Here is a 26521-nt window from a genome sequence, read left to right as displayed (position 1 = left end):
CGGACGCTCCCGTGCACGTTCGACCCCGCCACCGCGTCATGCCGCCCGGCGCGGCACCAGCACCGCGGCCGCGGGGATCGGTGCGCCGCCCTCGTGCGGGGCGCTTCCGCGTCGGGCGAAGACGATCGAGCGCTGCACCGCGAAGCTCACGATGTAGAGCGAGACCTCGGTCACGACCTTCGAGAGCAGCAGCGGAAGCCCCGCACCGACCAGCGTCGCGAGCCACACGTAGTTGGCGGCGAGCAGCACGAGGGCGAGCGCGACGTACCGGGGGACGGCGTGCCGCAGGGGAACCCGGTGCGCGCTGAACGCGCGCCGGTTGAGGGCGAAGTTGACCGTGCCGCTGACCACCCGGGCGACGACCACCGAGGCGATCAGCGAGTCGGTGAGCCAGAAGACCAGGGCGAGCAGTGCCGTGTCGATGGCGAAGGCGGTCAGCGAGGAGGCGCCGAAGCGCAGCACCGGCCGGAGCACCCGGGCAGAGTCGCGGATCGGGCGAAAGTGCGACGAGGCGTTGTGCTCGAGGTAGATCGTCGCGATCGGCTCCTCGACGACCTGCACCCCGGCGTCGCGGGCGCCGAGCAGGACCTCGAGCTCGTACTCGAAGCGCTCACCCGGCACCCGCGCGAGCCATTCGAGGGCGCTGGCAGGAAGCCCGCGCAGCCCGGTCTGGGTGTCGGTGACCGCGTAGCCGGCCGCGACCTTGAAGGCCGCGGCGGAGACGGCGTTGCCAAAGCGGCTGCGGGCGGGCACCTCGCCGTGGAAGTCGCGCGCGCCGAGGACGATCGCGTCGCTCTCGGAGCGGAGCCGGAACGCCACCCGCAGGATGTCATCGACCGTGTGCTGCCCGTCCGAGTCGGCGGTGACCACGTCGTGGCCGCGGTGGAAGGCGAGCACGTGGCGCAGGCCCGCCTTGAGGGCGACGCCTTTGCCCCGGTTCTGCGGGAAGGCGAGCAGCTCCGCGCCCAGGTTGAGCGTCTCCTCGAAGACGTCGGCGTAGGCGGGGCCGCTGCCGTCGTCGACGACGACGACCCGGATGTCGGGGGCGGCGGTCGTGAGCTCGCGCACCAGCTGCGGCAGTCGGTGGTTCGGCTCCAGGGCGGGAATGAGGACGATCATCACTGCTCCGATCCGGCGATGTAGAGGATGTCGGAGGTGCCGCGTTCGCCGCCGTTGGAGGGCGAGTTCACGACCTCTCCGTTGAAGTACAGGGTCGATGAGCCGCCGCCGTCGAGGTTGTAGGCGGTCTCGGCGCCCAGCGAGAGCATGATCTCGGCGAGCTCGGTCATGTCGACGCCGGCGCTGTAGCCGGTCTGGCGGCCGTCAACGACGACGAACACGAGATGGTTGTCGTCGATGACGCCGACGGCGGTGCGCGGCTGATCGCCTTGGATGGAGTGGTTGCCGATGTTGGTGTCGACCTCCACCTCGTCGATGCCGTCGAGGATCTCGCCGTCGTCGACGAGCGCGGGGCCGAAGCTCAGCGTGTTCCAGACCCCGTCGGCGAGCAGCTGCTCGGCGCTGGTGCTGGTCTCGTCGTAGACCTCGACGCTGCCGTCGAGGAAGAAAGCGAGGCCGTCGCGGGCTCCCTCGTCGCGGTAGATGACGCCGTTGCGGATCACGATCCCGGTGTCACGGAACCCGTAATAGTCGCCGTTGATGGCGAAGATGGCGTCATAGGCCTCCGCGATCTCGGAGGTCGTCTCGGTGATGTTCTCTCCGAACGTGTCTTCGGCGAAGGCGGACCGCAGCGCGGTCGCGTCGCTCAGCACGACGTCCGCGACGTAGTAGGTGACGGTGTCGTCGCCGCTGCCGGTTGTCACCGTGCTGATCGTGACGTCGGCGTAGTCGGAGTCGTACGAGGTCGCCGTGGTGACGGCGTTCGAGTCCTCGGTCGACACGCTCTCCACCGTGGAGTTCTCGGCCTCGTAGGCGGTCGCGCTCGCGATCTCGACGTGCGGGATCACGAACCGGTCGAGCGCCCACCAGGAGCCGCCGCCGACCACGAGCGCGAGGACACTGGTGCCGGCGATGACCGCCGTGCGGAGGCGGCGTCGGGGAGGTGTCGTTCGGTCCATGACCACACCGTGCGGGCGAACTCTATGAGCGCCGACTGCGCAGCCTGACAAACGCCCGAGGCGGACGGCCCTCGCGGCCAGCGCGTAGCGGAGGCATAGGAATCGCATAGCGAGCGGGTGCTGGATGGGGGCATTCGATCGAAAGGATTGACGATGCGCACACGACGCTTCCTCCTCCCCGCTGCGGCCTCCACCTTCCTGGTGGGAGCCGTCGTGCTCACCGGCTGCACCGTCGCCGACACCACCGCCTCCGTCGAGGTCGCCGCCGAGGAGGCGGAGTCCGAGGTGGTCCTGACCGCGGCGCTGGCCGCCGCCGACGAGATCCTCGCCGCGAACGAGAACTCGACGACGGTGAACCCGGACGAGTGGGATCCGGAGCCCGGAACGACGATCGCCCTCGCCGGCACCACCGCCACGGTGGACGGCAGCGGCGCGAGCGTCGCGGGGGACACGGTCACGATCACCGCGGCTGGCACCTACCTCGTCACCGGCGCGCTCGACGGCCAGCTGGTCGTCGACGCTCCGGAGGACGCCGTTGTCGCCCTCATCCTCGATGACGCCACGATCTCCTCGGCGACCTCCGCGGCGGTCTCGGTCGTGAGCGCGGATGACGTGGTCATCTCGCTCGAGGGCGACAGCTTCCTCAGCGACACGGCCTCCTATTCCGACGACGCCGATGTGAACGCCACGCTGTTCAGCGAGGCCGACCTGACCATCACGGGCGACGGCTCGCTCACCGTGGTCGGCAATGGCAACGACGGCATCACGAGCGAAGACGATCTCGTCATCCTGAGCGGCACGCTGACGGTCGACGCGGTCGACGACGGCGTGCGCGGCAAGGACTCGCTGACCATCGAGGGCGGAACCCTGGATGTGACGGCGGGCGGCGATGCGCTGAAGAGCGACAACGAGGATGAGGAGACGCGCGGCTACATCCACCTCGCGGGCGGCACCCTCGAGCTGGCGGCGGGGGATGACGGGGTCGACGCGACCACCGACATCGTCGTCACCGGCGGGGCGACCACGATCGACGCCGAGGGCGATGGTCTGAACGCCGAGACGGTGCTGTTCGTGGCCGAGGGCGTCATCGACGTCGTCGACTCCTACGAAGGCCTCGAGAGCGCCGCGCTCACCATCGCGGGCGGCACCGTCGACGTGGTCTCCTCCGATGACGGGCTCAACGGCTCCAACAGCGCCGCGACCGGCGGGCAAGGCGGCGGATCCGACGGGTCGACCGTCCTCGTCTCCGGGGGCACCGTCACGGTGTTCGCGGGCGGCGACGGGATCGACTCGAACGGCGATGCCGAGGTCACCGGCGGCACCGTGATCTCGACCTCCCCGTACTCCGGACCGGAGGCCGCGATGGACACCTCCGGCGACTTCTCGGGCAGCAGCTTCGTCTGGACGAACGTCGAGGCCGCGGTCGGCGATGTCGTGCAGGTGGTCGCCGAGGACGGCACGGTCGTCGTCGAGTACACGACCGTGCAGGAGACGGCGTCGATCTTCGTCGCCTCCCCGCAGATCGAGGCTGGCGCCAGCTACACGATCACGGTCGCCGGTTCCGAGGCGGTCTCGGTGACCGGCGATGAGGTGCTCGAGTTCGACGACAGCCGCGGCGGCGGCCAGCGTCCGTAGGACTCATGCAAGCGGTGCGCCGATCGGGACTCCCGGTCGGCGCAGCGCTCGCGCCAGCCGTGAGCGATCGACGTCATGGTCGAGAAGAGCATCGATTTCGCGGGGGGAGTGCCCGAAGCCTTGAACCGACGAGGTCGTGCGGGCTGCGGACGTCGTCGTGGTGGGTTGCGGGGAAGTCTGCCCCTCCTCGGCAAGCGCTACGAGGAGCGGGTGCTTTCCGGCCCTGATGGATGGGCCGCCAACGAGGCCGTTTTCGTGCGCAAGGAGATTGAGCGGCGCATGCCAAATGTGCTCGGCGAGCTCTCGATAGCCCCGGCGCGAGAAGTCCTTCGGCCGGCGCGAAAAGCGCACCTCACCCGCGCGGTGGTCTTAGGTGAACGATAAGTGCGTCGCGGCCCTGAATCCTCGGCCAGCGGACGCGAGAGCCCTTGCCGAACGGCACTGGCTCTCGCGTTCGCTACTAGACGGGCATCTTCGCACCCTTCGAGCGATTGCACCGCCAACAAAGAGTCTGGAGGTTCTCGGGCTCGCTGAGTCCCCCCTTGGATACGGGCACGATGTGATCGATTTCGAGCAGCAGATGCGGTTCAGCTGCGACGGAGATGCCACAAGTCACGCAACTGTGGTTGTCGCGATCCTTGATCCAGCCACGCAATCGAGCGGTCATGAGTGCACGTTGACCAGCCGCGGACTTCGCCCATCGGATCTTCTGCGCGAGTGTCTCAGACAGCGCATCGAGGGTGGGAGTGTCGAGCCGGATGTTCGTCACCTGGCCGCTGTTGCCGCCCGCCGATGTGTACTGGAACCTGTAGTTCGGATACGGAACCGTGATCGGTGAGAGGTGGACGCCGATCAGGTTCCAGAATTCTGCAGCGTATCGCTTGATGATGAATGCGGGCGGGTTGATCTTCGCCACGATCTCCGATTCTCGGCTCTGCACGTTCTCGACAGCTTCCTCCAGACGAGAAATATCGTCGGCGACGCGCTGGACCGCGGCAAGGGTCTCTTTGTCCGCCTTGATCGAGAAGTACTTCATCAAGTACTTGATCGGGTCCATGCTCGCGTTCCGGACAACCTGCAGCGACGCGTTGTGCACGTGGGGTGCGTACTCCGCGATGTTGCGATCCCTGCGGTTGTTCCAGGCGGACGTGTTGTCGAATGTCGCTAGGTGCGCGTACTGGCCGGTTGAAGAGGCTCCTAGATCGAACGAGCCTTGCGAGTGAATCTCCGCAACGTAGTTGACGACATCGTTGTGTTCGGCGACGACGGCCGCTACTTCTGAGCGCAACGTCTGGAACTGCTCCGACTTGAAGTAGCGATCCTTGCGAACCTTCCAGATGATCGGGTTCGCGATCAGGATCACTGCGATCGCGAGGAGTCCAACAGCGCCGCTCTCGGTGGCACCAATCAGAATGAAGGGAGCCGCGATCAGTAGCGTGATGAGGAGTGGCTTGGGCACATCCGGTCCTCTCGTGACCAAATTTCAGATGGAGCACCAGGATTGGTGAGGTATCCACGCTATCGGTGAGGCCCGACACCCGCTCCGCTCCTGTCGGCGCGTCGCGCGCCCTCGTTGCTGTCCCCCGCGTGAACGCGCCGAATCGTGCTGGCGCATAAGTCGCCATCTGCCGCGGGAGCGCCAACGCACGCTAGAGCAGCCTTGCTCTATGGCCCCACCAGCCCGACGATCGACGGGGTGCGCCCGGTGCGCGACGCGATCGAGCAGCGCGTGCTGAACCTGCTCGACGAGCTCTCGATCACACCCGCGCGCTAGGCCGGTCGGCGCAGCTCTCAGCGCCAGCCGAGGCCTGGCGCGACGTGCGTCAGGATCGACTCGAGCACGTGGGCGTTGTAGTCGACGCCCAGCTGGTTGGGGATCGTGAGCAGCAGCGTGTCAGCGGCGGCGATCGCCTCGTCGGCGCGCAGCTGCTCGATCAGCTTGTCGGGCTCGTCGGCGTAGCTGCGACCGAACACCGCCTTGAACCCGTCGAGGTTCGCGAAGGTGTCGGAGGCATCGCGTTCGCCGCCGACGAAGTAGCGTCGATCCTCGTCATTGGTGAGCGCGAAGATCGAGCGGCTCACCGAGACGCGCGGCTCGCGCTCGTGGCCCGCCTCGGCCCAGGCCGCGCGGTACCCCTCGATCTGCTTGCGCTGCTGCACGTGCAGCGGCTCGCCGGACTCGTCCTCCTTGAGGGTCGAGCTCATCAGGTTCATGCCGAGCTTCGCGGCCCAGACTGCGGTGGCATCCGAGGCGGCACCCCACCAGATCCGGTCGCGGAGTCCCGGTGACTGCGGTTCGATGCCGAGCGGCCCCGGGTGGGGATTCGGGAACATGGGGCGCGGATTCGGCTCGGCGAAGCGGGCGCCGTCGATCACCTTGAGGAACACCTCGGTGTTCTCGCGCGCCACATCCGCCATCGTCGAGCCCTCCGGTGCGGCGTAGCCGAAGTAGCGGGCGCCGTCGATCACCTGCTCGGGTGAGCCTCGGCTGATGCCGAGCTGCAGGCGGCCGTCCGAGATCAGGTCGGCGGCGCCGGCATCCTCTGCCATGTAGAGCGGGTTCTCGTAGCGCATGTCGATCACGCCGGTGCCGATCTCGATGCGGGAGGTGCGCGCTCCGATCGCCGCCAGCAGCGGGAAGGGCGAGGCGAGCTGCCGTGCGAAGTGGTGCACGCGGAAGTAGGCGCCGTCGGCGCCGAGCTCCTCGGCCGCCACGGCCAGGTCGATCGACTGGTGCAGCACGTCCGCGGCGCTCCGCGCGTGCGAGCCGGGGGAGGCCGACCAGTGGCCGAAGGAAAGGAATCCGATGCTCTTCACACCAGAGACAACGCGCGCTGGCGGCGCTGGTATTCCCTGTGACCCCGGCCTACGCTGGGGAGGCGAACGTCGTGAGGAGGACATCGTGGCGAGCAATCGAGGCAGAGTCGTCGAGCAGGCGGGCCCCTGGGGCTTCGTGTTCTTCCTGGCCTACATCGGCGCCGCGATCTACTTCATCTCGGAGTCGAACGGCAGCTTCTGGGGCGTCATCCTGGGGCTGCTGCAGGCGATCGTGTGGCCGGTCTATGTGATCTTCTGGGTGCTGACCGCGATCGGCGCCTAGCCGAGAATCGTGTGATCCCGCGGGAATGCGCCGGGCGCGATCCCGGTTGACCGTCATGATGCGAACGCATCGAATTGGATGCTTCGGCAGGATCGGTGACATGGACAACGTGCAATTCGGGCTCGATACCTTCGGCGACGTCACGGTCGACCTCGACGGGCAGCGGGTGCACGACGCGGTGGCGATCCGCCAGGTCGTCGAGCAGGCCGTTCTCGCCGACCAGGTCGGCGTCGACTTCTTCGGGGTGGGGGAGCACCACCGCGACGACTTCGCCGTCTCGGCCCCGGAACTCGTCCTCGCCGCCATCGCGGCGCGCACCGAGCGCATCCGGCTGGGCACCGCGGTGACGGTGCTGAGCTCCGACGATCCGGTCCGGGTGTACGAGAAGTTCGCCACGCTGGATGCGCTGTCCAACGGCCGCGCCGAGATCATCGCCGGTCGCGGCTCGTTCACCGAGTCGTTCCCGCTGTTCGGCTTCGACCTCGCGCAGTACGAGGTGCTCTTCGAGGAGAAGCTCGACCTGCTCACCCACCTGCTCGACGAGGGCGAGGTGTCGTGGAAGGGCACGACGCGCGCGCCGCTCATCCATCAGTCGGTGTATCCGAAGACAGAGTCCGGACGCATCCGCACCTGGGTGGGTGTCGGCGGGAGTCCCGAGTCGGTCGTGCGCGCCGCCCGCCACGCCCTTCCGCTCACGCTCGCGATCATCGGCGGCGCCCCGGAGAGGTTCGCACCCTACGTCGACCTGTTCCACCGCGCCGTCGCGCAGTTCGGACACGAGCCGCTGCCGGTCGCCGTGCACTCGCCCGGCTTCATCGCTGCCACCGATCAGGAGGCGGCCGACCTCTACTACCCGCACCACAAGGTGATGGCCGACCGCATCGGCGCCGAGCGGGGCTGGCCGCCCACGAGCCGGGCGCGCTTCGACGCGGAGCTGGTCGACGGCGCGCTGCACCTGGGCTCGCCCGAGACGGTGGCGCGGAAGATCGCGCACACCGTGCGCACGCTCGGCATCCAGCGTTTCGACCTGAAGTACTCGGCGGGCACGCTCCCGCACGAGCACATGATGACCGCGATCGAGCTGTACGGCCGTGAGGTGATCCCGCGGGTGCGCGAACTGCTCGCCGACGGCACGCCAGCCGGAAGCGCCGCCGAGGACTAGCCTGAGCGCGTGGCTGCCATGACCCGCGAACAGCGCCTGGTGCTCACGATCGCCGTCCTGGCGAGCTTCGTCTCGTTCCTCGACGGCACGATCGTGAACGTCGCGCTGCCCGCGATCATGCGCGAACTCGGCGGCGGGATCGCGACCCAGCAGTGGGTCGTGGACGCCTACCTGATCACGCTCGGCGCGCTCATCCTGGTCGCCGGGTCGATCAGCGATCTCTACGGCCGCATCCGTGTCATCCGCATCGGCCTGATCGGCTTCGGCCTCACCTCGGTCGCGATCGCGGCGGCACCCACCGCCGAACTGCTGATCGTGGCCCGGGCGCTGCAGGGCGTCGCCGGGGCGCTGCTGGTGCCGAGCTCGCTCGCCCTCATCACCTCCAACTTCCGCGGGGCGGCGCAGGGCCGCGCCATCGGGATCTGGACGGCGATGACGAGCGGTGCCATGATCGCCGGGCCGGTCATCGGCGGCGTGTTCGTCGATCTGCTCTCGTGGCGCTTCGCGTTCCTCATCAACGTGCTTCCCATCGCCGTCACGCTCGTGCTGCTGGTGATGCTCGAGCAGCGCGACGTGCGCCGACTGGGGGTGCGGATCGACTACCTCGGCGCGGTGCTCTGCACCCTGGGGCTCGGCGGGCCGGTGTTCGCGCTGATCGAGCACCAGAGCCTCGGGTGGGAGCATCCCGCGATCTGGCTCTCGATGTCGCTCGGCGGTGTCGCCTTCGTCGCATTCCTGCTGCGGCAGCGGGTCGCGGCCAACCCGATCATGCCCCTTGGGCTGTACCGGGTGCGCAACTTCTGGACCGGCAACGTGGCGACGGCGCTGATCTACGGCGCGCTCGCCCTCAACGGATTCGTGGTGAGCGTCTACCTCCAGCAGGGCGCCGGACTCCCGGCGACCCTCGCCGGACTCGCCAGCCTGCCGATCACGATCATCATGATCCTCGGCAGCTCCCGGGTGGGGGCGCTCGCGGGCCGGTCCGGGCCGCGCCTGTTCATGACGATCGGGCCGCTCGTGATGGCCCTCGGCGCGCTGCTGCTCTCGGTGAGCACCGAGTTCGACTACTGGTGGCAGGTGCTGCCGGGCATCCTCGTGTTCGGGATCGGCATCACGCTCACCGTCTCGCCGCTCACCTCGGCGATCCTGGGCGCGATCGAGCCGGAGCGCTCGGGCATCGCCTCCGCGGTCAACAACGCCGTCGCGCGCGTCGCGGGGCTGATCGTGATCGCCCTGCTCGCCGTCATCATCGGCGGGGAGCTCGACCTCGCCGGCTTCCACCGGGCGGCGATCGTGACGGCCGGGATGATGGCGGCCGGGGGCGTGATCAGCTGGCTCGGCATCCGCAACCCGGCGCGCCCGCGCGCCGACGAGGAGAGCGTCGAGGCTCCGGCGGCCTAGCTCGCGAGAAGAGCCTCTCCCGCGGTGATGAGGGCGACGACGATCACGAGCGCCGCGAGCATGATCAGCCGAAACGGCGCGCGCGTCCGTCCGCGTCCGAGGGGCGTCACGAGGCCGACCAGGCCCAGGGCCAGGGTGACCACGGCCGCGGCGACGCTCACCGGCGTGACACCCCAGCCGAGCAGGAGCACCACGATCGCCGCGGCGAGCCCGAGCCAGGTCAGCGCGATCGACCGTCGTCGGCCGAGGCGCTGCGGAAGGCCGCGGATGCCCTCCCGCACGTCGTCCTCGAGGTCCGGTGCCGCGTTGGCGAAGTGGGCGGCGGCGCCGAGCAGAGCTCCCACCGCCACGGCCCACCAGGAGGGCCAGGCGGGGTCGGCGCGTGCCAGGGTCGCGATCGCGGGGAGCGCTCCGAAGCCGACCAGGTAGGCGACCAGGGAGAGCGGAGTGGACTTCAGGCCCAGGTTGTAGCTCCAGCCGGCCGCCACGCTGACGGCGTTCGCGGCGAGCACCAGCGGCCCGAGCACGAGCGCCACTGCGAGGCTGACGATCAGCGACACGAGCGCGGCGGCTCGGACGGCCGAGACCGAGACATCGCCGCGCGCGACGGGCTTGTCGCTGCGACCGGCCCGGCGGTCACGCGCGGCGTCGAGCCAGTCGTTGGAGAGGCCCACCGAGAACTGGTTGAACAGCATGACGACGCCGACGAGCGCGACGCGCCCCGGATCGAGCCCGGCCGCGACGGCCAGCGCCACCGCGACCGTCGTGACGACCACGCTCGGGCCCGGATGCGTCGAGCCGAGCAGAGCGAGTCCACGGCGCACCATGGCACCACAGTACGGGAGCCGGGTACGATCGCGAGCGTGGCATCAACGCGCAACGCCCGAGTCGCGCTCGTCCTGACGGTGGCGACGGCGCTGTCGCTCAGCGCCTGCGCCGCGCCCAGCGTCACGCCGCCGGAGCCGTGGGATCCGCCGCCCGCCGCCCCCGCCGCCGACCCTCTCGCGAGCTACGCCGAGGCTCGCCTCGAGAGCATGACGTTGCGCGAGAAGGTCGCGAGCATGGTCATGATCCACGTCGCGGGCCTCGATGCGAGCGCGCTGCGCGCCCAACTGGAGCGCACCGACGCGGCGGGGCTCATCTACATGGGGGACAACGTTCCGTCCTCGGTTCCGCGGCTCGCGGAGACGACGGCCTCGCTGAGCGTCGACCCCGGTTTCCCGGTGCTGGTCGCGATCGATCAGGAGGGCGGCATCGTGCGGCGCCTGCCCGGCGATGACGCCGCGGCGCCGTCGCAGCTGCGCGACCTGCCTCCCGCCGCGGCGGAGGAGGCTTTCGCCGAGCGGGCGCAGCTGGTCGCCTCGGCGGGGGTCAGCATCAACTTCGGAATCGTCGCCGACGTCACGGCCAACCGGTCGGCATTCATCCACCCGCGCGTGCTCGGCGACACGGCGGAGGCGGCGGCGCCCCGGGTCGCGGCGGCCGTCGCGGGGGAGCGCGGGATCGTCCTGTCGACCCTCAAGCACTTCCCCGGCCACGGCGCGGTCGCCGGCGACTCCCACTCCAGCCTTCCGGCCACCTCGATGAGCGAGTCCGCGTGGCGGAAGACGCAGGCCCCGCCGTTCATCGCCGGAATCGAGGCGGGAGCCGAACTCGTCATGTTCGGCCACGTGCGCTACACGGCGATCGATCGCGAGCCGGCCACGCTCTCGCCCGAGTGGCATCGCGTCCTGCGCGACGAGCTGGGATTCGACGGCATCATCGTCACCGATGACATGGCGATGCTGCAGAACTCCGGTGTGCCGGAGTACGCGGATCCCATTCGGAACGCGGTCGCCGCGGTCGCGGCAGGCAATGACCTGCTGCTCTACGTCGGCCCGATCGATATCGACGCGGTGGCCGATGCCGTCGCCGAGGCGGTCGAGCGCGGAGAGATCGCGGAGTCGAGCATCGATGAGTCGGTGCTGCGCCTGATCGAGCTGCGGCGCGAGCTCTCCGGTCGCACCGGGCCGTTCATCACCTGCGACAGCGACTGCCGGGAGCTGGTGAGCTGACGAGTCAGCGGTCGGAGCTCAGCGTCGGAAGCTGCACGTCCCACTCTTCGCCGGTGTCGACCACGACGTAGGTGTTGCCGGTGGCCGGCGTCGCCTGCGCCGAGGTGGGCGAGAGGGCGAGCACGCCGCCCGCGGCGACTCCCACGACCCCGAGTGCCAGCGTTCCGGTCAGCAGTCCGCGTCCGACCGTGAGTCGCGAGCTGCGGTGCAGAGCCGTGAGCATCATCCCGAGGGCGACGAGCGCCGTGACGCCGACGGCGACCACGAGGGCGGCAGGGAACCCCGCGCTGACGACCTGGGGGGCGGCCGCGGCGAGAACAGCGGACATCGACTGTTCCTCTCGGGGGAGAGAACCGCATGTCTTGGGGGACATCGGCACTGGTGATGGGGTACACGGCGTCCGCAGAATGGGGGACTCGACGAACGCTTTCCTGAGAGTAGCGTGCCGCCGCAGGGGCAGCAACCACCTCGCGCACATTTCTACCCCACGTTCGGGGGTGGAGGCAAGAAAAACTCAGCGGGGCTGCGCGATGACCAGCCGCAGGCCGACGTCGAACTCGTCGAGCGTGCGGAAGCGGCCCCAGGTGGCGTCCCAGGCACCGGATTCCAGATCGGCGCCGAGCTCGCGCACATACCGGTCGACGACCGCCTGGTCCAGGAAGCTCCACGCCGACATGGCCCGGCGGATCTCCGGCTCGAGCGTCCGCTCGGGTCGGGCGAAGAACGCCTGCCCGAAGCCGTCGGTGCAGTCGGCCGGCACGGGCACCTTCTGCACCTCGACGGACCCGCCGAGGGCGGCGGCGATGCGCTCCATGCTCGGCATTCGGCGCCCCTCGACCTCGAAGAGCTCCGGAACATAGACCGGCTGCCACCACGGCTCGGGAACGACGGGGTCGAAGGTCAGGATGACCACCGGTCCGCGCGCCACGCGGCGCATCTCTCCGAGGCCCTTCTCGAGCTCGGGCCACTGGTGGATCGTCACGCTCGCCACCGCGGCGTCGAAGCTGTCGTCATCGAACGGAAGCGCCTCCGCCGTCGCGTCGATCGCGCGGGCGCGGTGCGGCGGTCGCTCGGCGCGCATCAACGCCGAAGGCTCCACCGCGGTGACCTCGAGATCGTCCGGCTCGTAGCTGCCGGCACCGGCGCCGACGTTGATCACGGTGCGGGCGTCGCCGAGCGCCGCGCGCACACGCGCCTCGATCCGCGGATCCGGCTGCCGGATGCTCGCGTAGCCACGGCCGATCTTGGCGTAGTTCGCGTCGCCCGCCGAGCCGTCTTCGAATCTCGTCACGCTGATCACGCTACCCGAGGGGAGTGAGGATTACGGGCGTGGATCCAGAAGCCCGAGACCGCGCAGCTGCGTGCTCAACCCCGCGCCGTCGGGGGCGAAGACCCACGGCGTGGTCTCGGTCTCCTGGTCGGGCCGTCGGCTGCGGCCACCGGCCAGGACGGCCTCGCCCGCGGTCAGCTGCCGGATCGCGATCGCGGCCACGTTCTGCGGGTATTCGGCCGCGAATGCGGCGTAGAGGTCTTCGTCGTGCTGACCGTCATCGCCGACCAGGAGCCAGCGGATGTCCGGGAACTCCTGCGCGAGGCGCGTCAGGCTCTCCTGCTTGTGCTGCTGGCCGCTGCGGAACCATCGATCGTGGGTCGGGCCCCAGTCGGTCAGCAGAAGGGGTCCTCGCGGATACAGATTGCGGTGGAGGAAGCGACTCAGGGTCGGGGCGACGTTCCACGCGCCCGTGGAGAGATAGAACACCGGGCAGCCGGGGTGGCGCTGCGCGAGTCGTTCATACAGGACGGCCATGCCCGGCACCGGGCGTCGCGCATGCTCGTCCAGCACGAAGGTGTTCCACGCCGCCAGGAACGGGCGGGGGAGCGCGGTGACCATCACGGTGTCGTCGATGTCGGACAGGATGCCGAAGCGGTGCTGTCCGCTCACCACGAAGATGGGCGCCTCGACCTCCTGGCCCCCGTCGACGCGAAGACGCACCGTGTTCCATCCCGCGGGAAGAGAGAGCTCGACATGCGCATCGAGAACTCCGCCGCGATCCGCGCGGAGCGCCTCCGAGTCGGTTCCGCTCCTCACCGTCACCTCGGCGTACGCCGCGTGCACGCTGGTGAAGCTCCGCCAGCCGCGCACGCGGCGCGACGGGTCGCTCGCGCGCTCCGGATCCTCGTAGACGACGCGTCCGAGAATGCGGACCCAGCCGTCGCCGCCGTACCCGGTGAAGGGAATGACGGTTGCGACGCGGCCGCGGCGACGGGCCCGGCGCGCGCGGCGCTCGTGGATCCAGTCCTCGATGCGCGCCGCGATGTGAAGAGTCGTCGATTCCGCGGGTCCGCCAGCGGGCTCAGAGCGGCTCGACGTCATCGTCCCAGTGTGTCACGGCGAACATCCGGGCTAGCCACAGTAACGGAAGGTATGCTCACCGAATCGAGAAGGAGAACCCCTGTGTCCCACATCAAACTCTCCGATCACCAAGTTGATCCCGCTGCATTGATCCGCAACGAGCCCGTGCAGGCGCGAAGTACCGCGCGCCTCGCGGCTCTGCTGGATGCGGCGGCCGACGTGATCGATGAAATCGGCTACGAGCGCCTCACCACGGCGATGGTTGCTGACCGCGCCGGTGCCTCCATCGGCACCGTGTACCGCTACTTCCCCGACCGCATCGCCGTGCTGCAGAGCCTCGCGGCTCGCAACGCCGAGCGCATGAACGAGCGCGTCATGGCCGCGGTTCGCGACGAGCAGCACGACGACTGGTTCGCCGCGCTGTCGGCGGGCATCGCCGTGCTGGTTGACGCATACCGCACCGAGCCCGGCTTCGCCTCGCTGCGACTCGGCGACGTGCTCGACCTGCGGCCCGCCACGGGCGCGTCGGCGAATGCGGCGCTCGCGTCGCACATGTACGACGCACTCGTGCAGCGTTTCGAGCTTCCGGGCTCCGACGCCGCGCGCCTGGCGTTCGAGGCGGCGAGTGCTGCCGGCGATTCGCTCGTGGCGCGCGCGTTCACGCGCGATCCCGAGGGCGACGAGCAGTTCATCGCGCACGCGCACGACATCTTCGTCGCGCTGATGTCGCCGCACTTCGCCATTCCCGCGAACGTCTCCCGCTGACGCGTCCGGGGATTGCTTCGGCAATCCCCGGCGCTCTCCGCTCCGAATGTGTTGAGATGGTGAGGAGCCTTCGCCAGTGCGCGCGGGCTCTGCACCGGCAACGACCCCATCGAGGGGCGACCGAGGGAGAGCGGACCGCGCATGATCGAGTTCAGAGCCGTCTCGAAGCAGTTCCCCGACGGCACGCTCGCCGTTGACGACTTCAGCGTCGTCATGCCCTCCCACCAGGTCACCGTGCTGGTGGGATCGAGCGGCTCCGGGAAGACGACCCTGCTGCGGATGATCAATCGCATGGTCGACCCGAGCGCGGGCGCCGTGCTGATCGACGACGAGGATGTGGCGACCACCGAGCCGGTCCAGCTGCGTCGGCGGATCGGCTACGTCATGCAGAACTCGGGACTCCTTCCGCATCGTCGTGTCATCGACAACATCGCGACGGTTCCCCGTCTGGTCGGCACCTCCAAGGCCGAAGCCCACGCCCGTGCGCTCGAGCTCATGGATGTCGTCGGGCTCGAGCGGGACCTCGCCCAGCGCTACCCCTCGCAGCTCTCCGGGGGTCAGCAGCAGCGCGTCGGCGTCGCCCGCGGGCTCGCGGTCGACCCGAACATCCTGCTGATGGATGAGCCGTTCGGCGCCGTCGACCCGATCGTGCGCGCCGAGCTCCAGCAGGAGGTCCTCCGGCTGCAGCAGGAGCTCGGCAAGACGATCGTGTTCGTCACGCACGACATCGATGAGGCGTTCCTGCTCGGCGATCAGATCGTGCTGCTGGAGACCGGCGGACGCATCGCGCAGAAGGGCTCCCCGGAGCAGCTGCTCGCGCATCCGGCCAACGACTTCGTCGCGAGCTTCGTGGGCGCCGATCGCGGCAAGCGGGCGCTCACCGAGAAGGTGGTGGACGGGCGCACCGTCCTGGTCGACTCCGACGGTCGCGCGGCGGGTGTCCTCAGCGAGGCGCGGCGCTGACATGAACTGGATCGTCAACAACCTCGGGCTGATCGGGGGGCTGACGCTCGAGCATCTGCGCTTGAGCGTCGTTCCGATCGTGCTCGGCTTCGTCATCGCGATTCCGCTCGGCTGGGTGGCGTGGCGCTACCGCGTCACGCGCGGGCTGGTGCTGACCGTCGCCGGGCTGCTTTACACGATCCCCTCGCTCGCCCTCTTCGTCGTGCTGCCGCCGCTGCTCGGGATCCCGTTCCTCAGCGAGTTCAACGTCACCATCGCCCTCACGCTGTACGCGGTCGCCCTGATGGCGCGCGCCGCGGCGGACGCCTTCGGCTCGGTCGATCCCGGCGTCCGGCAGTCCGCGACCGCGGTGGGGTACTCGGCCTGGCGCCGGTTCTGGGAGGTCGAGTTCCCGCTCGCCGGCCCGGTCCTGCTCGCCGGGCTCCGAGTCGTCGCCGTGAGCACGATCGCGCTCGTCACGGTGGGCATCCTGATCGGCGTCGAGAGCCTCGGCTACCTGTTCACCAACGGGCTTCAACGGCGCATCGTCGAAGAGGTGTTCGCGGGGGTCGTCGCCACGGCCGCGCTCGCGCTCGTCGTCGACGCCGCGCTGCAGCTGCTCGGACGGGTGCTCATGCCGTGGGCGAGGCGGACCCCGACGCGAGCTCGGGCGGTGTCGACATGACGCTGTTCGTCGAGGCCTTCGCCTGGATCGTCGCCAATCTCGGCCCCGCGGGGGAGGGCGAGCTGTGGACGCGCCTCGGCGAGCACGTCCTCTACACGCTCGTGTCGGTGGTCATCGCGGCGGTGATCGCGATTCCCGCCGGCTACCTGATCGGGCACACCGGCCGCGGCCGCGAGATCGCGGTGGCCATCTCGGGCGCCGCGCGCGCCCTGCCCTCCTTCGGACTGATCCTGTTCTTCGTCCTGCTGCTCGGCACCTTCGGCGTGGGGCTGGGGATTCGGGTCGCGGCGGGGTCGTACATCGCCTTCGTGATCCTCGCGATCCCGTCGATCCTCGCGGGCGCCTACGCCGGGTTGGAGGCGATCGACCGCTCCACGATCTCCGCCGCGCGCGCCATCGGCATGACCGAGTGGCAGATCCTCTGGAAGGTCGAGGTGCCGCTCGGGCTGCCTCTGCTGATCGGGGGACTGCGCAGCGCGACCCTGCAGGTCGTCGCGACCGCCACCCTCGCGGCGTACGTGAACCTCGGCGGCCTCGGCTTCGACATCATCCAGGGGCTGCCGCTGCGCCGCTACGACCAGATGCTCGGCGCGGCGCTGCTTGTGGTGGCGCTCGCCTTCGCGCTCGACGCGCTGTTCGGCCTCGCCGCGCAGATCACCGAGCGCATCATTCCGGACGGGCGCAGCGCGCCGCGTTCGCAACCACGTCGCACCCGGCCGCTGAGGCCGCGCGCGAGTTCGGTGGGGACCCCCACCAACAACTAGGTAAGGAAGATCATGTTGAACACAGCAGGGAACAAAGGCCGGCTGGCCCTGGGCGCAGCCGTGGTTGGGGTTGCATTGGCCCTCTCAGGGTGTGCGCAGGGCGATCCGCTGAGCCCCACCGAGGGATCGGGCAGCACCGACACCATCGTGGTCGGCTCGCAGGCGTACTACTCGAACGAGATCGTCGCCGAGATCTACGCGCAGGCCCTGGAGAACGCCGGCTACGACGTCGAGCGCTCGTTCCAGATCGGCCAGCGCGACGCGTACATCCCGGCCCTCGAGGCCGGTGAGGTGGATGTGTTCCCCGAGTACACCGGAAACCTCCTCCAGTACTACGCGCCCGACACCACCGCCACCCAGTCGGACGAGGTCTACGCGGCCCTCGCCGACGCGCTCCCGGACTCGCTGGCGGTTCTCGACCAGTCGACCGCGAGCGACCAGGACTCGTACACCGTCACGCAGGAGTTCGCTGACGCGAACTCGCTGAGCGCCATCGGCGACCTCGCGAACGTCGACAGCGTCGTGCTCGGCGGCCCGCCGGAGCTCGAGGAGCGCCCCTACGGCCCCAGCGGGCTGGAGAGCGTCTACGGCGTCACCGTGAGCTTCGAGGCCACCGGTGACACCACCTTCGACGCGCTCATCGAGGGCGTCGTCAACGTCGCCAACATCTACACGGCCGACCCGCGCATCCAGACTGCCGGTCTCGTCACCCTCGACGACCCGGAGGGGCTGTTCCTCGCCTCGAACGTCGTTCCGCTCGTGAACGCCGACCTCGCGGACGAGCTCGCCTCGGTGCTCGACCCGGTCAGCGCCGCGCTGACCGCCGACGGCCTGATCGCCCTCAACGTGCAGAGCGTCGAGGACCAGCTGTCGAGCGCGCAGATCGCGACCGAGTGGCTGACGGCGAACGGCTTCCTGGGCTGATTCGCTGAGTCATCAGCGGGGACGGGTGCGGATCGCGCCCGTCCCCGTTGTCGTCTGCGACCGTCGCGGCGCCCGGCTCAGCGCGCCGTCAGGTCGTCGTCGATCGTGTTCGCGTCGCCATCGCCCGGGTGGTCCCAGTGGCGGCGCTCGGAGCGCACCAGAAGCCACTTGACGAGCACGACCCCGAGAGCGAACGCGACGACCACGCCGACGAAGATGTACCCGGCGACGTGCAGCTGATCCGCGAGCTCGCGATAGCCCACCGCGGCGACCGAGCCGAACGTCACATAGGCGACCGCCCACACCACGCACGCGGGAGCGGTCCAGGCGAAGAAGCGGCGATAGCTCATCGCGCTCATGCCGACCGTGAGCGGCACGAGCGAGTGGAACACCGGCAGGAAGCGCGAGATGAAGACCGCGGGGCCGCCCCGCCGGTCCACGTAGTACTCCGCGCGCTGCCAGTTCGCGCGACCGATCCAGTGGCCCAGGCGGGAGTCGCGGATGCGCGGCCCGAACAGCCGCCCCAGAGCGAAGCCGACGCTCTCGCCGCCGAGCGCCCCCACGATGACCGCGACCAGCAGCGAGACGTAGCCGACCGGCGTCTCGACGGCGGTGCTGGCGACGATCACGATCGAGTCGCCCGGCACGACCAGTCCGACGAGCACACTCGTCTCCAGGAACATCCCGAGGCCCGCAAGCGTGGTGCGCAGCACGGGATCGACCGACGCGACCACCTCCAGGATCCAGGTGAGGGCGGCGTTGATGTCCATCACTCGTGCCGATCGCCGATCGGCCGACGAAGCGCGTCGAGACGGTCGCGCCAGCGCTGCAGTCGGCCCGGCTCCTCGGCGAGGGACGGCCCGTCGATCCACGCCGTGACGATCCGGATGCCGTGCAGGGAGTTCAGCGCCCACAGCTCGAGCCCGTCGAGCTCGTCGGGGGTGACCTCCTCGTGCAGGACATCGATGCCGAGCGCCGTCGCCAGCGCGAGCACGCTGCGCAGCGTCACCGAGTCGATGCGGGGAAGCTCCGGGTCGGGGATCGCGAGGGCATCGCCGCGCCACCAGGCGAAGCACGTCGTCGAGCCTTCGACGACGAAGCCTTCGGCGCTCAGCAGCACCGCCTCGTCGGCGTGGCGCGACTGGGCCTCGGTGCGCAGCCGCAGCATCGCCTCCAGGTCGGGGCCCTTCACGAGCGGAACGGTGCGCGGATCGCGCCCGAGATGCGTCGCGACGGTGACCGACCGGCGGCGCTCGGGGGCCACGCGCCGCAGCAGTCGCAGCTCTCGCCGATCGTTCAGCCGTCGCGCCTCGACGCGCGGGAACCAGGCGCCGGTGCGAGGGAGCGCGTCGATCACCGCGGCCCAGAAGGCGTCGAGCTCGGCCTCCTCGAAGCCCTCGGCCCCGGCCGCGTCGAAGAAGCGCTCGCGATGGAGGTCGAGAGCGAGCGTGCGGCCGTCGTCGGTGAGCCAGGAATCGGCAGCGACGAGCTCCACCGGGCCGGGCGTGCAGTCCACGACAGGCTCGAGCGCGCCGCCGTGCCACAGGAGGGTCGTCGTTGCGCTCATAGGATCAGGGTATGCGCCTCTCCTCCGTCCGGCTGGAAACGTCGCCGCGACGAGTGCTGCGAGCATCCGGTCGGGATCGTGGCGGACGTCGCTGCGGCGTTCCGGGCGCTCGTCGGCGAGGCCGACGGCTTCTGGCTCGACAGTGCCGCCCCGGAGGCCTCCGGCGCGCGGCCCGGCGTCCACTATCTGGGGCGGGGCGAGCGCCTCGTCATCACCGGGCGCGTTCTCGACACGCTGCGCGCCGAACTCGCGGATCACCCGATCTCGGCGGGCGATGACCTCCCGGCGTTCCGCCTGGGGCTCGTCGGCTGGCTGGAGTACGAGCTTCGCGCCGAGACGCTCGGTCAGGCCGTGGACGCGGAGTCGCCGCCGGCTTCGCTTCTGCGCGTCGATCGGATGCTGGCCGTCGACGCCGCCACAGGCGAGGGACGTCTGATCGCACTCGGCGATGACTGGAGCGGTGAGCTGGCCCGCTGGCGCGACGCGGCGGTGGCCGCGCTGACTGGGCTCGTCCCCGGCGAGCCGGCCGGGGCCCAGCCTGCTGAGGCCCAGCCCGCCGAGGCGCGCTGGCTCGATGACGATGCCTCGTATCTCGAGCACATCCGCGCCTGCCAGGAGGCGATCCGCGAGGGGGAGGCGTACCAGCTGTGCCTCACGACGCGGGTCGCGGTGCCGGGGGCCCACCCCGACCCGGTCGACCTGCTCACCGCGCTGCGTCGCACCAGTCCCACCCATCACGGCGGACTGATCCGCATCGGCGACACGACCCTCGTCTCGGCCTCGCCGGAGCGCTTCCTGCGTGTCGATGCGCACGGACGCGTCGACACGAGCCCCATCAAGGGCACACGTCCGCGCGGGGCCGACGCCGCGAGCGACGCCGCCGCCCGCGCCGAGCTGCTCGACAGCGAGAAGGAGCGCGCCGAGAACCTGATGATCGTCGACCTGATGCGCAACGACCTCTCGCGCGTGTGCGAGGTCGGCAGCGTCGCCGTCACCCACCTGCTCGAGGTGGAGAGCTACGCGCAGGTGCACCAGCTCGTGAGCACGGTCGAGGGGCGGCTTCGCGACGACGTCAACGTCGCCGACCTGGTCGAGGCGTGTTTCCCGGCCGGGTCGATGACGGGCGCCCCGAAGCGGCGGGCGACGGAGCTTCTGCACGAGCTCGAGGCGCGGCCGCGCGGCATCTACTCGGGGGCATTCGGCTGGTTCGGCTTCGACGGGGCCTGCGACCTGGCGATGGTGATCCGCAGCATCGTGCTGGATCCCTCGGGCGCCTCGATCGGCACCGGCGGCGGCATCACCGCGCTGTCCGACCCTGCCGCCGAGCTCGACGAGATCCGGGTGAAGGCGGCGCCGCTCCTCCGCGTGCTCGGCGCCTCGGCGCCCTGATCTGCGCCCGCGACGAGACGCTGCGGGCGGGAACGCAGGAACATGCCCGCGCGTTGAGTAACCTGGACGATGGATCGCGACGTCCGCCCGCCGAGCGTTGGCGCGGGGCACGGTCCGGCACCTGACGAATGAGAGTTCTGTGACCCAGCACGACGACGCCCCGAACGAGTACGACTTCACGCGCATCCAGGAGAAGTGGCAGGCGCGGTGGGATGAGCTGCGCCCGTTCGCGACCGACAACCCTGCCGACACGCGCCCGCGCAAATACGTGCTCGACATGTTCCCGTACCCCTCCGGCGACCTGCACATGGGTCACGCCGAGGCGTACGCGCTCGGTGACGTCGTCGCGCGCTACTGGCGGCTGCAGGGCTTCAACGTGCTGCACCCGATCGGCTGGGACAGCTTCGGCCTGCCGGCCGAGAACGCGGCCATCAAGCGCGGGGTCGACCCGCGCGCCTGGACCTACGACAACATCGAGCAGCAGCGCCAGTCGATGAAGCGCTACGGCGCCTCGTTCGACTGGGATCGGGTGCTGCACACGAGCGACCCCGAGTACTACAAGTGGAACCAGTGGCTGTTCCTCAAGCTGTACGAGAAGGGCCTCGCCTACCGCAAGGCGAGCTGGGTCAACTGGTGCACGCACGACCAGACGGTGCTCGCCAACGAGCAGGTCGTCGACGGCCGCTGCGAGCGCTGCGACAACGTCGTCGTCAAGAAGAAGCTCACGCAGTGGTACTTCAAGATCACCGACTACGCCGACCGTCTGCTCGATGACCTGAACCAGCTCGAGGGCTCGTGGCCGAGCAAGGTCATCGCGATGCAGCGCAACTGGATCGGCCGCAGCGTCGGCGCCGATGTCGACTTCGTCATCGAGGGCCGCGCCGAGCGGGTCACCGTCTTCACGACGCGCCCCGACACGCTGTTCGGCGCGACCTTCATGGTCGTCGCCCCCGACTCCGACCTCGCCGCCGAACTGGTGGCGGATGCGGACGACGAGACCAAGAAGAACTTCGCCGCCTACCTCGAGCAGGTGCAGAAGTCGACCGAGATCGAGCGCCAGGACGCCACCCGCGAGAAGACCGGCGTTCCGCTCGGCCGTGTCGCCATCAACCCGGTCAACGGGGAGCGCATCCCCGTCTGGGCGGCCGACTACGTGCTCGCCGACTACGGCCACGGCGCCGTCATGGCCGTGCCCGCGCACGACCAGCGCGACCTCGAGTTCGCGATCAAGTTCGATCTCCCGGTGCGGGTCGTCGTCGACACCAACGCCCCGGTTACCGGGGCGATCCCGGTGATCACCCCCGAGATGCTGGAGGCCGGCGACCTGCTGCCGCCCGACCCGGTGCAGACCGGCGAGGCGCTCGCGGGCGAGGGACGCCTGATGAACTCGGGCCCGCTCGACGGGCTCAGCAAGTCGAACGCCATCAAGCGCGTCATCGAACTGCTGGAGGAGGCGGGCACCGGCCGCGCCGCGAAGACGTACCGTCTGCGCGACTGGCTGATCTCGCGCCAGCGCTATTGGGGAACCCCGATCCCGATCCTGCACACCGAGGACGGCCGCGAGATCCCGGTCGAGGAGTCGGCGCTTCCCGTCGAGCTGCCGCCGAGCGAGGGTCTCGACCTGCAGCCGAAGGGCGCCTCGCCGCTCGGCGCGGCCGAGGACTGGGTCAACGTGACCCTGCCCGACGGCACCGCGGCGCGTCGCGACCCGGACACGATGGATACGTTCGTCGACTCGTCCTGGTACTTCCTGCGCTTCCTCAACCCGAACGACGACACGCAGGCCTTCGACCCGAAGGAGGCCGAGAAGTGGGCGCCCGTCGACCAGTACGTCGGCGGCGTGACGCACGCGATCCTGCACCTGCTGTACGCGCGCTTCATCACGAAGGTGCTGTTCGACCTGGGCTACGTCAGCTTCACCGAGCCGTTCAGCGCGCTGCTGAATCAGGGCATGGTGCTGATGAACGGCTCCGCGATGTCGAAGAGCCGCGGCAACATCGTGCGGCTCTCGGAGCAGCTCGATGAGCACGGCGTGGACGCGGTGCGTCTGACGATGGCGTTCGCCGGTCCGCCGGAGGACGACATCGACTGGGCCGACGTCTCGCCGGCCGGTTCGGCGAAGTTCCTGGCGCGCGCCTGGCGCATCACGGGCGAGGTCACCTCGAGCCCCGAGGTCGAGTGGAAGGGCGGCGATGCGGCCCTGCGTCGCCAGACGCACCGCCTGCTCGCCGACGCACCGGGCCTGGTCGAGGGCTTCAAGTTCAACGTCGTCGTCGCCCGGCTCATGGAGCTCGTGAACGCGATCCGCAAGACGATCGACTCCGGCCCCGGCGCCGGGGACCCGGCCGTCCGTGAGGCGATCGAGATCGTCACGAAGCTGCTCAGCCTGTTCGCGCCGTACACGGCCGACGACATGTGGGAGCGCCTCGGCTACGAGGGAAGCGTCGCCACGACGACCCTGCGCAAGGCCGACCCGACCCTCCTGGTCGAGGAGTCGGTGACGGCGATCGTGCAGGTCGACGGCAAGGTGCGCGACCGCTTCGAGGTGGCGCCGACGATCGACACCGGCGCGCTGGAGATCCTGGCGCGCGGCTCGGATGCGGTGGCGCGCGCGGTCGGCGATCGCGAGATCGTCAACGTGATCGTGCGAGCCCCGAAGCTCGTCAACATCGCGACGAAGCGCTAGCCGCACACAGTCGGGAGCATCCGCGGGACCGCGCGAGCGGTCCCGACCTAACCTGACGCCGTGAGCGCGCGTCTCGACCCCGACCCCCGCCGCGCCCGCGTGCGGGTCGGGGTCGGGGCCGCGCTCATGCTCGCGCTGGCGGCGCTCGGCGTCGCGGTGTTCATCACCGCCGTCACCCCGCGCGGCACGAGCGCCGTGATCGACGCGCCCGCTCCGGCCGAGACCGCCGCCGCGATCAGCGGCGCGAGCGCGACGATCTACGTGCACATCCTGGGGCTCGTCGCGCGCCCCGGCCTGTACGAGCTGCGCGAGGGGGCGCGTGCCGTCGACGCGGTCGCGGCGGCGGGCGGCTTCCTGGAGGGGGCCGACCCCGAGGCCGTCAACCTGGCGAGGTTCCTCGTCGACGGCGAGCAGCTGATCGTCTACGCCGAGGGGGAGGCGCCCGCCGCCGGCTCAGGCGCGGTCGTCGGCGGCAAGGTGAACCTCAACACCGCCGATGCGGCGACCCTCGAGACGCTGCCGCGCATCGGGCCCGCGATGGCGGAGCGCATCCTGCAGTGGCGCGAGACGAACGGGCGCTTCACCGCGATCGAGGATCTGCTGAGCGTCAGCGGAATCGGCGACAAGACCTTCGAGGGTCTGCGCGACCTCGTCACGGTCTGAGCCGTGCGCGGCGACTACCGGCTCGTGCCCGCGGCCCTCGTCGCCTGGTTCGCCGCGATCGTCGGAGTCGGGGCCGCGGAGGCCTCGGCGCTGCTCGCCGCGGCGGTCGCGGGCTGGGCGGTGGTGCTCGGTGTCGCGGCGACGCTGCTCGGGGTCCGCGAGGCCGTGAGGCCCGCGGTGCGGCTCCGGCTCGGCGCGGTGCTGCTGGCGGCAGCGGTCGGCGCCCTCGTGCTCAGCGCCACCGCGAGCGGGGTCTCGGCGCGCGCTCCGTCCGAGCTGGCGGAGGCCGCGGGGTCGGGTCGCAGTCTCGACCTCGAACTGGACGTGACGGGCCGGCCGCGCGAGGGGCGGTTCGAGGCGACGCTGCGGGCGCTGGGCGACGCGCCGGAGCGCGAGCTCGCGGTGCCGGTGCTCGTGTTCGCCCAGCCCGATGACCCGGCCCTGTCGAGCATCGTGATCGGCGCGACGGTGCACCTCATCGCCTCCGTCGACACCGCCGAGCCGGGGGATGACCGCGCCCTTCTGGTGTTCGCGCGCGGCGCGCTGCACGACATCCGGCCACCGCCCGCCCTGCTGGAGGCGAGCGAGGCGCTGCGCGGGGGGCTCCGGCAGGCGACGGGCGCGCTGCCGCAGCCGGGATCCGGGCTGCTCCCGGGGCTCGCGATCGGCGACACGACGGAGGTCGGCGCGGCGCTCGACCGTGACATGAAGCGCAGTTCGCTCAGCCATCTCACCGCCGTCTCGGGTGCGAACTGCGCCGTCGTGGTGGCCCTCGTCTTCGGCTTGTGCCGGCTGCTCGGGGCGCCGCGGGCGGTGCGCGTCGGCTGCTCGCTCGTCGCGCTGCTCGGCTTCGTGGTGCTCGTCACGCCCGAGCCGAGCGTGCTGCGGGCGAGCATCATGGCCGGCGCCGCGCTGCTCGGCCTGGCGCTCGGGCGCGCGTCCCGCGGCATGCCGCTGCTGTGCCTGAGCGTCGTCGCGCTGCTGACGGTCGACCCGTGGCTCGCCCGCAACTACGGGTTCGCCCTCTCGGTGCTCGCGACCGCGGGGCTGCTCGTGCTCGCCGGGCCGCTGACCGAACGGCTGTCGCGGGTGCTGCCGGGCCCGCTCGCGCTCGTGATCGCCGTCCCGACGGCGGCCCAGCTCGCGTGCCAGCCGGTCCTGCTGCTGCTCGATCCCTCGCTCGCGGTCTACGGTGTTCCGGCCAACGTGCTCGCCGCTCCGGCGGCGCCGGTGGCGACCGTGCTGGGCCTGGTGGCCTGCCTGCTCCTCCCGATCGCGCCGTGGATCGCCCAGGCGCTCGTCGGCCTGGCGTGGCTCCCGTCCAGCTGGATCGCGGCGGTGGCGCAGACCGCCGCCGCGCTTCCGGTCGCGCGCGGCCCCTGGCTCGACGGGATCGGCGGGGTGGTGCTGCTCGCCGCCGTGACGCTGGCGGCGGCGCTGCTGATCCTGCCGACCGGGGGCCGCGCATCCGTGGTCCGCCGGGTCGCGGCAGGGCTGCTCGCCGTCACACTGCTCGCCTACCCCCTCACGCTGCTGGCGGGCCGGGTCGGCGACGCGCTCGGCCGTCCGGGGGCGTGGCAGTACGCCGCCTGCGATGTCGGGCAGGGTGACGCGACCCTGATTCGCAGCGCCGGGCAGATCGCGCTCGTCGATGTCGGCCGCGAGCCGGAGCCGCTCGCGGCGTGCCTCGACGAACTCGCTGTCACGCGCATCGACCTTCTGGTGCTCACCCACTTCGACGCCGACCACGTGGGCGGCCTCGACGCGGTGCTCGGGCGGGTGGATCGCGCCCTTCTGGGGGTCCCCGCGGATGCCGCCGACGCGGCGATCGGCGAGACCCTGCGCGCGCACGGGGCGAGCGTCGAGTGGCCGGAGCGCGGCGCGCGCGGGGTGCTGGGCGAGTTCGCCTGGGAGGTCATCTGGCCGCCGCCGCGCGGCGTCGACCCCGGCAACGACGCGAGCCTCGTGCTCGAGCTGCGGCCGGTGGGGGAGTGCCGCACGGGATGCCTGAGCGCGATCCTGCTCGGCGACCTGGGCGAGCAGGCCCAGGCGCGGCTGCTCGCGAGCGCGCACCCCGCGTCCGTCGATCTGGTCAAGGTCTCGCATCACGGCTCGGGCGACCAGTCGGCGGCGCTGTACGCGTCGCTCGGCGCTCTCGTCGGGCTGATCGGCGTCGGCGCCGAGAACGACTACGGGCATCCGACCGAGAGCGCCCTCGGCGTGCTCGCGGACGCCGGCACGGCCGCCTACCGCACCGATCGTCACGGCACGGTGCTGGTCGCGCCGGGGGAGCGACCGGGCGAGCTGCTGGTCTGGACGCAGCGGGCCGGTGACGGCGCCGGCGGCTAGGCTT

General features: G+C 70.6%; 25 protein-coding genes. 15 read left to right on the top strand and 10 right to left on the bottom strand.

The window, feature by feature from the left end:
* Positions 1–36 precede the first annotated feature (36 nt).
* Together AC0L6Y_RS06905 and AC0L6Y_RS06900 are read right to left on the bottom strand one after the other, a co-directional pair.
* Positions 37–1119: a glycosyltransferase gene (locus tag AC0L6Y_RS06905; RefSeq protein WP_473549966.1), complete on the bottom strand. Its 1083-nt coding sequence runs from the start codon at positions 1117–1119 to the stop codon at positions 37–39.
* Positions 1119–2078 (bottom strand): phosphodiester glycosidase family protein, encoded by a 960-nt coding sequence (locus AC0L6Y_RS06900; RefSeq protein WP_473549963.1) that lies wholly within the window; start codon positions 2076–2078, stop codon positions 1119–1121. Before AC0L6Y_RS06900 ends, AC0L6Y_RS06905 begins: the two co-directional genes overlap by 1 nt.
* 153 nt (positions 2079–2231) lie before the next feature.
* On the opposite strand from AC0L6Y_RS06900, the gene AC0L6Y_RS06895 reads away from it, so the two are divergent.
* Both AC0L6Y_RS06895 and AC0L6Y_RS06890 read left to right on the top strand, forming a co-directional pair.
* Positions 2232–3713 (top strand): carbohydrate-binding domain-containing protein, encoded by a 1482-nt coding sequence (locus AC0L6Y_RS06895; RefSeq protein WP_473549960.1) that lies wholly within the window; start codon positions 2232–2234, stop codon positions 3711–3713.
* Between the two features lie 75 nt (positions 3714–3788).
* Positions 3789–4097, top strand: a complete 309-nt coding sequence (locus tag AC0L6Y_RS06890) for a hypothetical protein (RefSeq protein WP_473549957.1) — start codon at positions 3789–3791, stop codon at positions 4095–4097.
* 76 nt (positions 4098–4173) lie between these two features.
* On the opposite strand, the gene AC0L6Y_RS06885 is transcribed toward AC0L6Y_RS06890, so the two are convergent.
* Positions 4174–5172 (bottom strand): HNH endonuclease, encoded by a 999-nt coding sequence (locus AC0L6Y_RS06885; protein WP_473549954.1) that lies wholly within the window; start codon positions 5170–5172, stop codon positions 4174–4176.
* 332 nt (positions 5173–5504) lie between these two features.
* The gene (locus tag AC0L6Y_RS06880; RefSeq protein ID WP_473549950.1) at positions 5505–6530 is read right to left on the bottom strand and encodes an LLM class flavin-dependent oxidoreductase; all 1026 of its coding nucleotides are present in this window, start codon (positions 6528–6530) and stop codon (positions 5505–5507) included.
* An 85-nt stretch (positions 6531–6615) separates the two neighbouring features.
* Between AC0L6Y_RS06880 and AC0L6Y_RS06875 the strand changes: the two genes are divergently transcribed.
* The 3 genes from AC0L6Y_RS06875 (at position 6616) to AC0L6Y_RS06865 (ending at position 9376) form a co-directional block, all read left to right on the top strand.
* Entirely contained in the window at positions 6616–6813 is a 198-nt protein-coding gene (locus AC0L6Y_RS06875) for a hypothetical protein (RefSeq protein ID WP_473549948.1), read from the top strand.
* A 100-nt stretch (positions 6814–6913) separates the two neighbouring features.
* Positions 6914–7975: an LLM class flavin-dependent oxidoreductase gene (locus AC0L6Y_RS06870; protein WP_473549945.1), complete on the top strand. Its 1062-nt coding sequence runs from the start codon at positions 6914–6916 to the stop codon at positions 7973–7975.
* Positions 7976–7993: 18 nt separating this feature from the next.
* Positions 7994–9376: an MFS transporter gene (locus AC0L6Y_RS06865; protein ID WP_473558344.1), complete on the top strand. Its 1383-nt coding sequence runs from the start codon at positions 7994–7996 to the stop codon at positions 9374–9376.
* Here AC0L6Y_RS06865 and AC0L6Y_RS06860 read toward each other — a convergent pair.
* Positions 9373–10203, bottom strand: coding sequence for a UbiA family prenyltransferase (locus tag AC0L6Y_RS06860; RefSeq protein WP_473549940.1), 831 nt, complete (start codon positions 10201–10203; stop codon positions 9373–9375). The genes AC0L6Y_RS06865 and AC0L6Y_RS06860 overlap by 4 nt on opposite strands.
* Before the next feature lie 36 nt (positions 10204–10239).
* Here AC0L6Y_RS06860 and AC0L6Y_RS06855 point away from each other — a divergent pair, with 36 nt between their 5' ends.
* Positions 10240–11430, top strand: coding sequence for a glycoside hydrolase family 3 N-terminal domain-containing protein (locus AC0L6Y_RS06855; protein ID WP_473549938.1), 1191 nt, complete (start codon positions 10240–10242; stop codon positions 11428–11430).
* Between the two features lie 4 nt (positions 11431–11434).
* Here the strand turns inward: AC0L6Y_RS06855 and AC0L6Y_RS06850 are convergent, their stop codons facing one another.
* The 3 genes from AC0L6Y_RS06850 to AC0L6Y_RS06840 form a co-directional block, all read right to left on the bottom strand.
* Complete coding sequence (locus tag AC0L6Y_RS06850; RefSeq protein ID WP_473549933.1) at positions 11435–11758, bottom strand: hypothetical protein; 324 nt, start codon at positions 11756–11758, stop codon at positions 11435–11437.
* Positions 11759–11944: 186 nt separating this feature from the next.
* Positions 11945–12721: a class I SAM-dependent methyltransferase gene (locus tag AC0L6Y_RS06845; protein ID WP_473549929.1), complete on the bottom strand. Its 777-nt coding sequence runs from the start codon at positions 12719–12721 to the stop codon at positions 11945–11947.
* A gap of 30 nt (positions 12722–12751) precedes the next feature.
* A complete protein-coding gene (locus AC0L6Y_RS06840; protein ID WP_473549925.1) occupies positions 12752–13804 on the bottom strand; it encodes an App1 family protein in 1053 nt (350 codons plus the stop codon).
* 81 nt (positions 13805–13885) lie between these two features.
* Here AC0L6Y_RS06840 and AC0L6Y_RS06835 point away from each other — a divergent pair, with 81 nt between their 5' ends.
* The 5 genes from AC0L6Y_RS06835 (at position 13886) to AC0L6Y_RS06815 (ending at position 17863) form a co-directional block, all read left to right on the top strand.
* Complete coding sequence (locus AC0L6Y_RS06835) at positions 13886–14548, top strand: TetR/AcrR family transcriptional regulator (RefSeq protein WP_473549921.1); 663 nt, start codon at positions 13886–13888, stop codon at positions 14546–14548.
* A gap of 141 nt (positions 14549–14689) precedes the next feature.
* Positions 14690–15511 (top strand): ABC transporter ATP-binding protein, encoded by an 822-nt coding sequence (locus AC0L6Y_RS06830; RefSeq protein ID WP_473549919.1) that lies wholly within the window; start codon positions 14690–14692, stop codon positions 15509–15511.
* A gap of 1 nt (position 15512) precedes the next feature.
* Positions 15513–16175: an ABC transporter permease gene (locus tag AC0L6Y_RS06825; protein ID WP_473549916.1), complete on the top strand. Its 663-nt coding sequence runs from the start codon at positions 15513–15515 to the stop codon at positions 16173–16175.
* A complete protein-coding gene (locus tag AC0L6Y_RS06820; protein WP_473549912.1) occupies positions 16172–16939 on the top strand; it encodes an ABC transporter permease in 768 nt (255 codons plus the stop codon). Before AC0L6Y_RS06825 ends, AC0L6Y_RS06820 begins: the two co-directional genes overlap by 4 nt.
* Before the next feature lie 12 nt (positions 16940–16951).
* Entirely contained in the window at positions 16952–17863 is a 912-nt protein-coding gene (locus AC0L6Y_RS06815; protein WP_473549909.1) for an ABC transporter substrate-binding protein, read from the top strand.
* Positions 17864–17940: 77 nt separating this feature from the next.
* Here AC0L6Y_RS06815 and AC0L6Y_RS06810 read toward each other — a convergent pair whose 3' ends face one another.
* Together AC0L6Y_RS06810 and AC0L6Y_RS06805 are read right to left on the bottom strand one after the other, a co-directional pair.
* Positions 17941–18627, bottom strand: a complete 687-nt coding sequence (locus tag AC0L6Y_RS06810; protein ID WP_473558339.1) for a DedA family protein — start codon at positions 18625–18627, stop codon at positions 17941–17943.
* Positions 18628–18632: 5 nt separating this feature from the next.
* Positions 18633–19430, bottom strand: a complete 798-nt coding sequence (locus AC0L6Y_RS06805) for an aminotransferase class IV (protein WP_473549906.1) — start codon at positions 19428–19430, stop codon at positions 18633–18635.
* A 78-nt stretch (positions 19431–19508) separates the two neighbouring features.
* Between AC0L6Y_RS06805 and AC0L6Y_RS06800 the strand changes: the two genes are divergently transcribed.
* The 4 genes from AC0L6Y_RS06800 (at position 19509) to AC0L6Y_RS06785 (ending at position 26517) form a co-directional block, all read left to right on the top strand.
* Complete coding sequence (locus AC0L6Y_RS06800) at positions 19509–20819, top strand: anthranilate synthase component I family protein (RefSeq protein ID WP_473549904.1); 1311 nt, start codon at positions 19509–19511, stop codon at positions 20817–20819.
* A 139-nt stretch (positions 20820–20958) separates the two neighbouring features.
* On the top strand, positions 20959–23505 hold the full coding sequence (gene leuS, locus AC0L6Y_RS06795; protein WP_473549900.1) for a leucine--tRNA ligase: 2547 nt from the start codon (positions 20959–20961) through the stop codon (positions 23503–23505).
* A gap of 60 nt (positions 23506–23565) precedes the next feature.
* Positions 23566–24168 carry a ComEA family DNA-binding protein gene (locus tag AC0L6Y_RS06790; protein WP_473549898.1) on the top strand — a complete coding sequence of 201 codons (603 nt, stop codon included), beginning with the start codon at positions 23566–23568 and terminating at the stop codon, positions 24166–24168.
* A gap of 3 nt (positions 24169–24171) precedes the next feature.
* Positions 24172–26517 (top strand): ComEC/Rec2 family competence protein, encoded by a 2346-nt coding sequence (locus tag AC0L6Y_RS06785; RefSeq protein WP_473549894.1) that lies wholly within the window; start codon positions 24172–24174, stop codon positions 26515–26517.
* Positions 26518–26521: the final 4 nt, after the last annotated feature.

The sequence above is a fragment of the Pseudolysinimonas sp. 10J20-29 genome (assembly GCF_055809595.1).
This window is presented reverse-complemented; position numbering and strand designations above follow the sequence as displayed.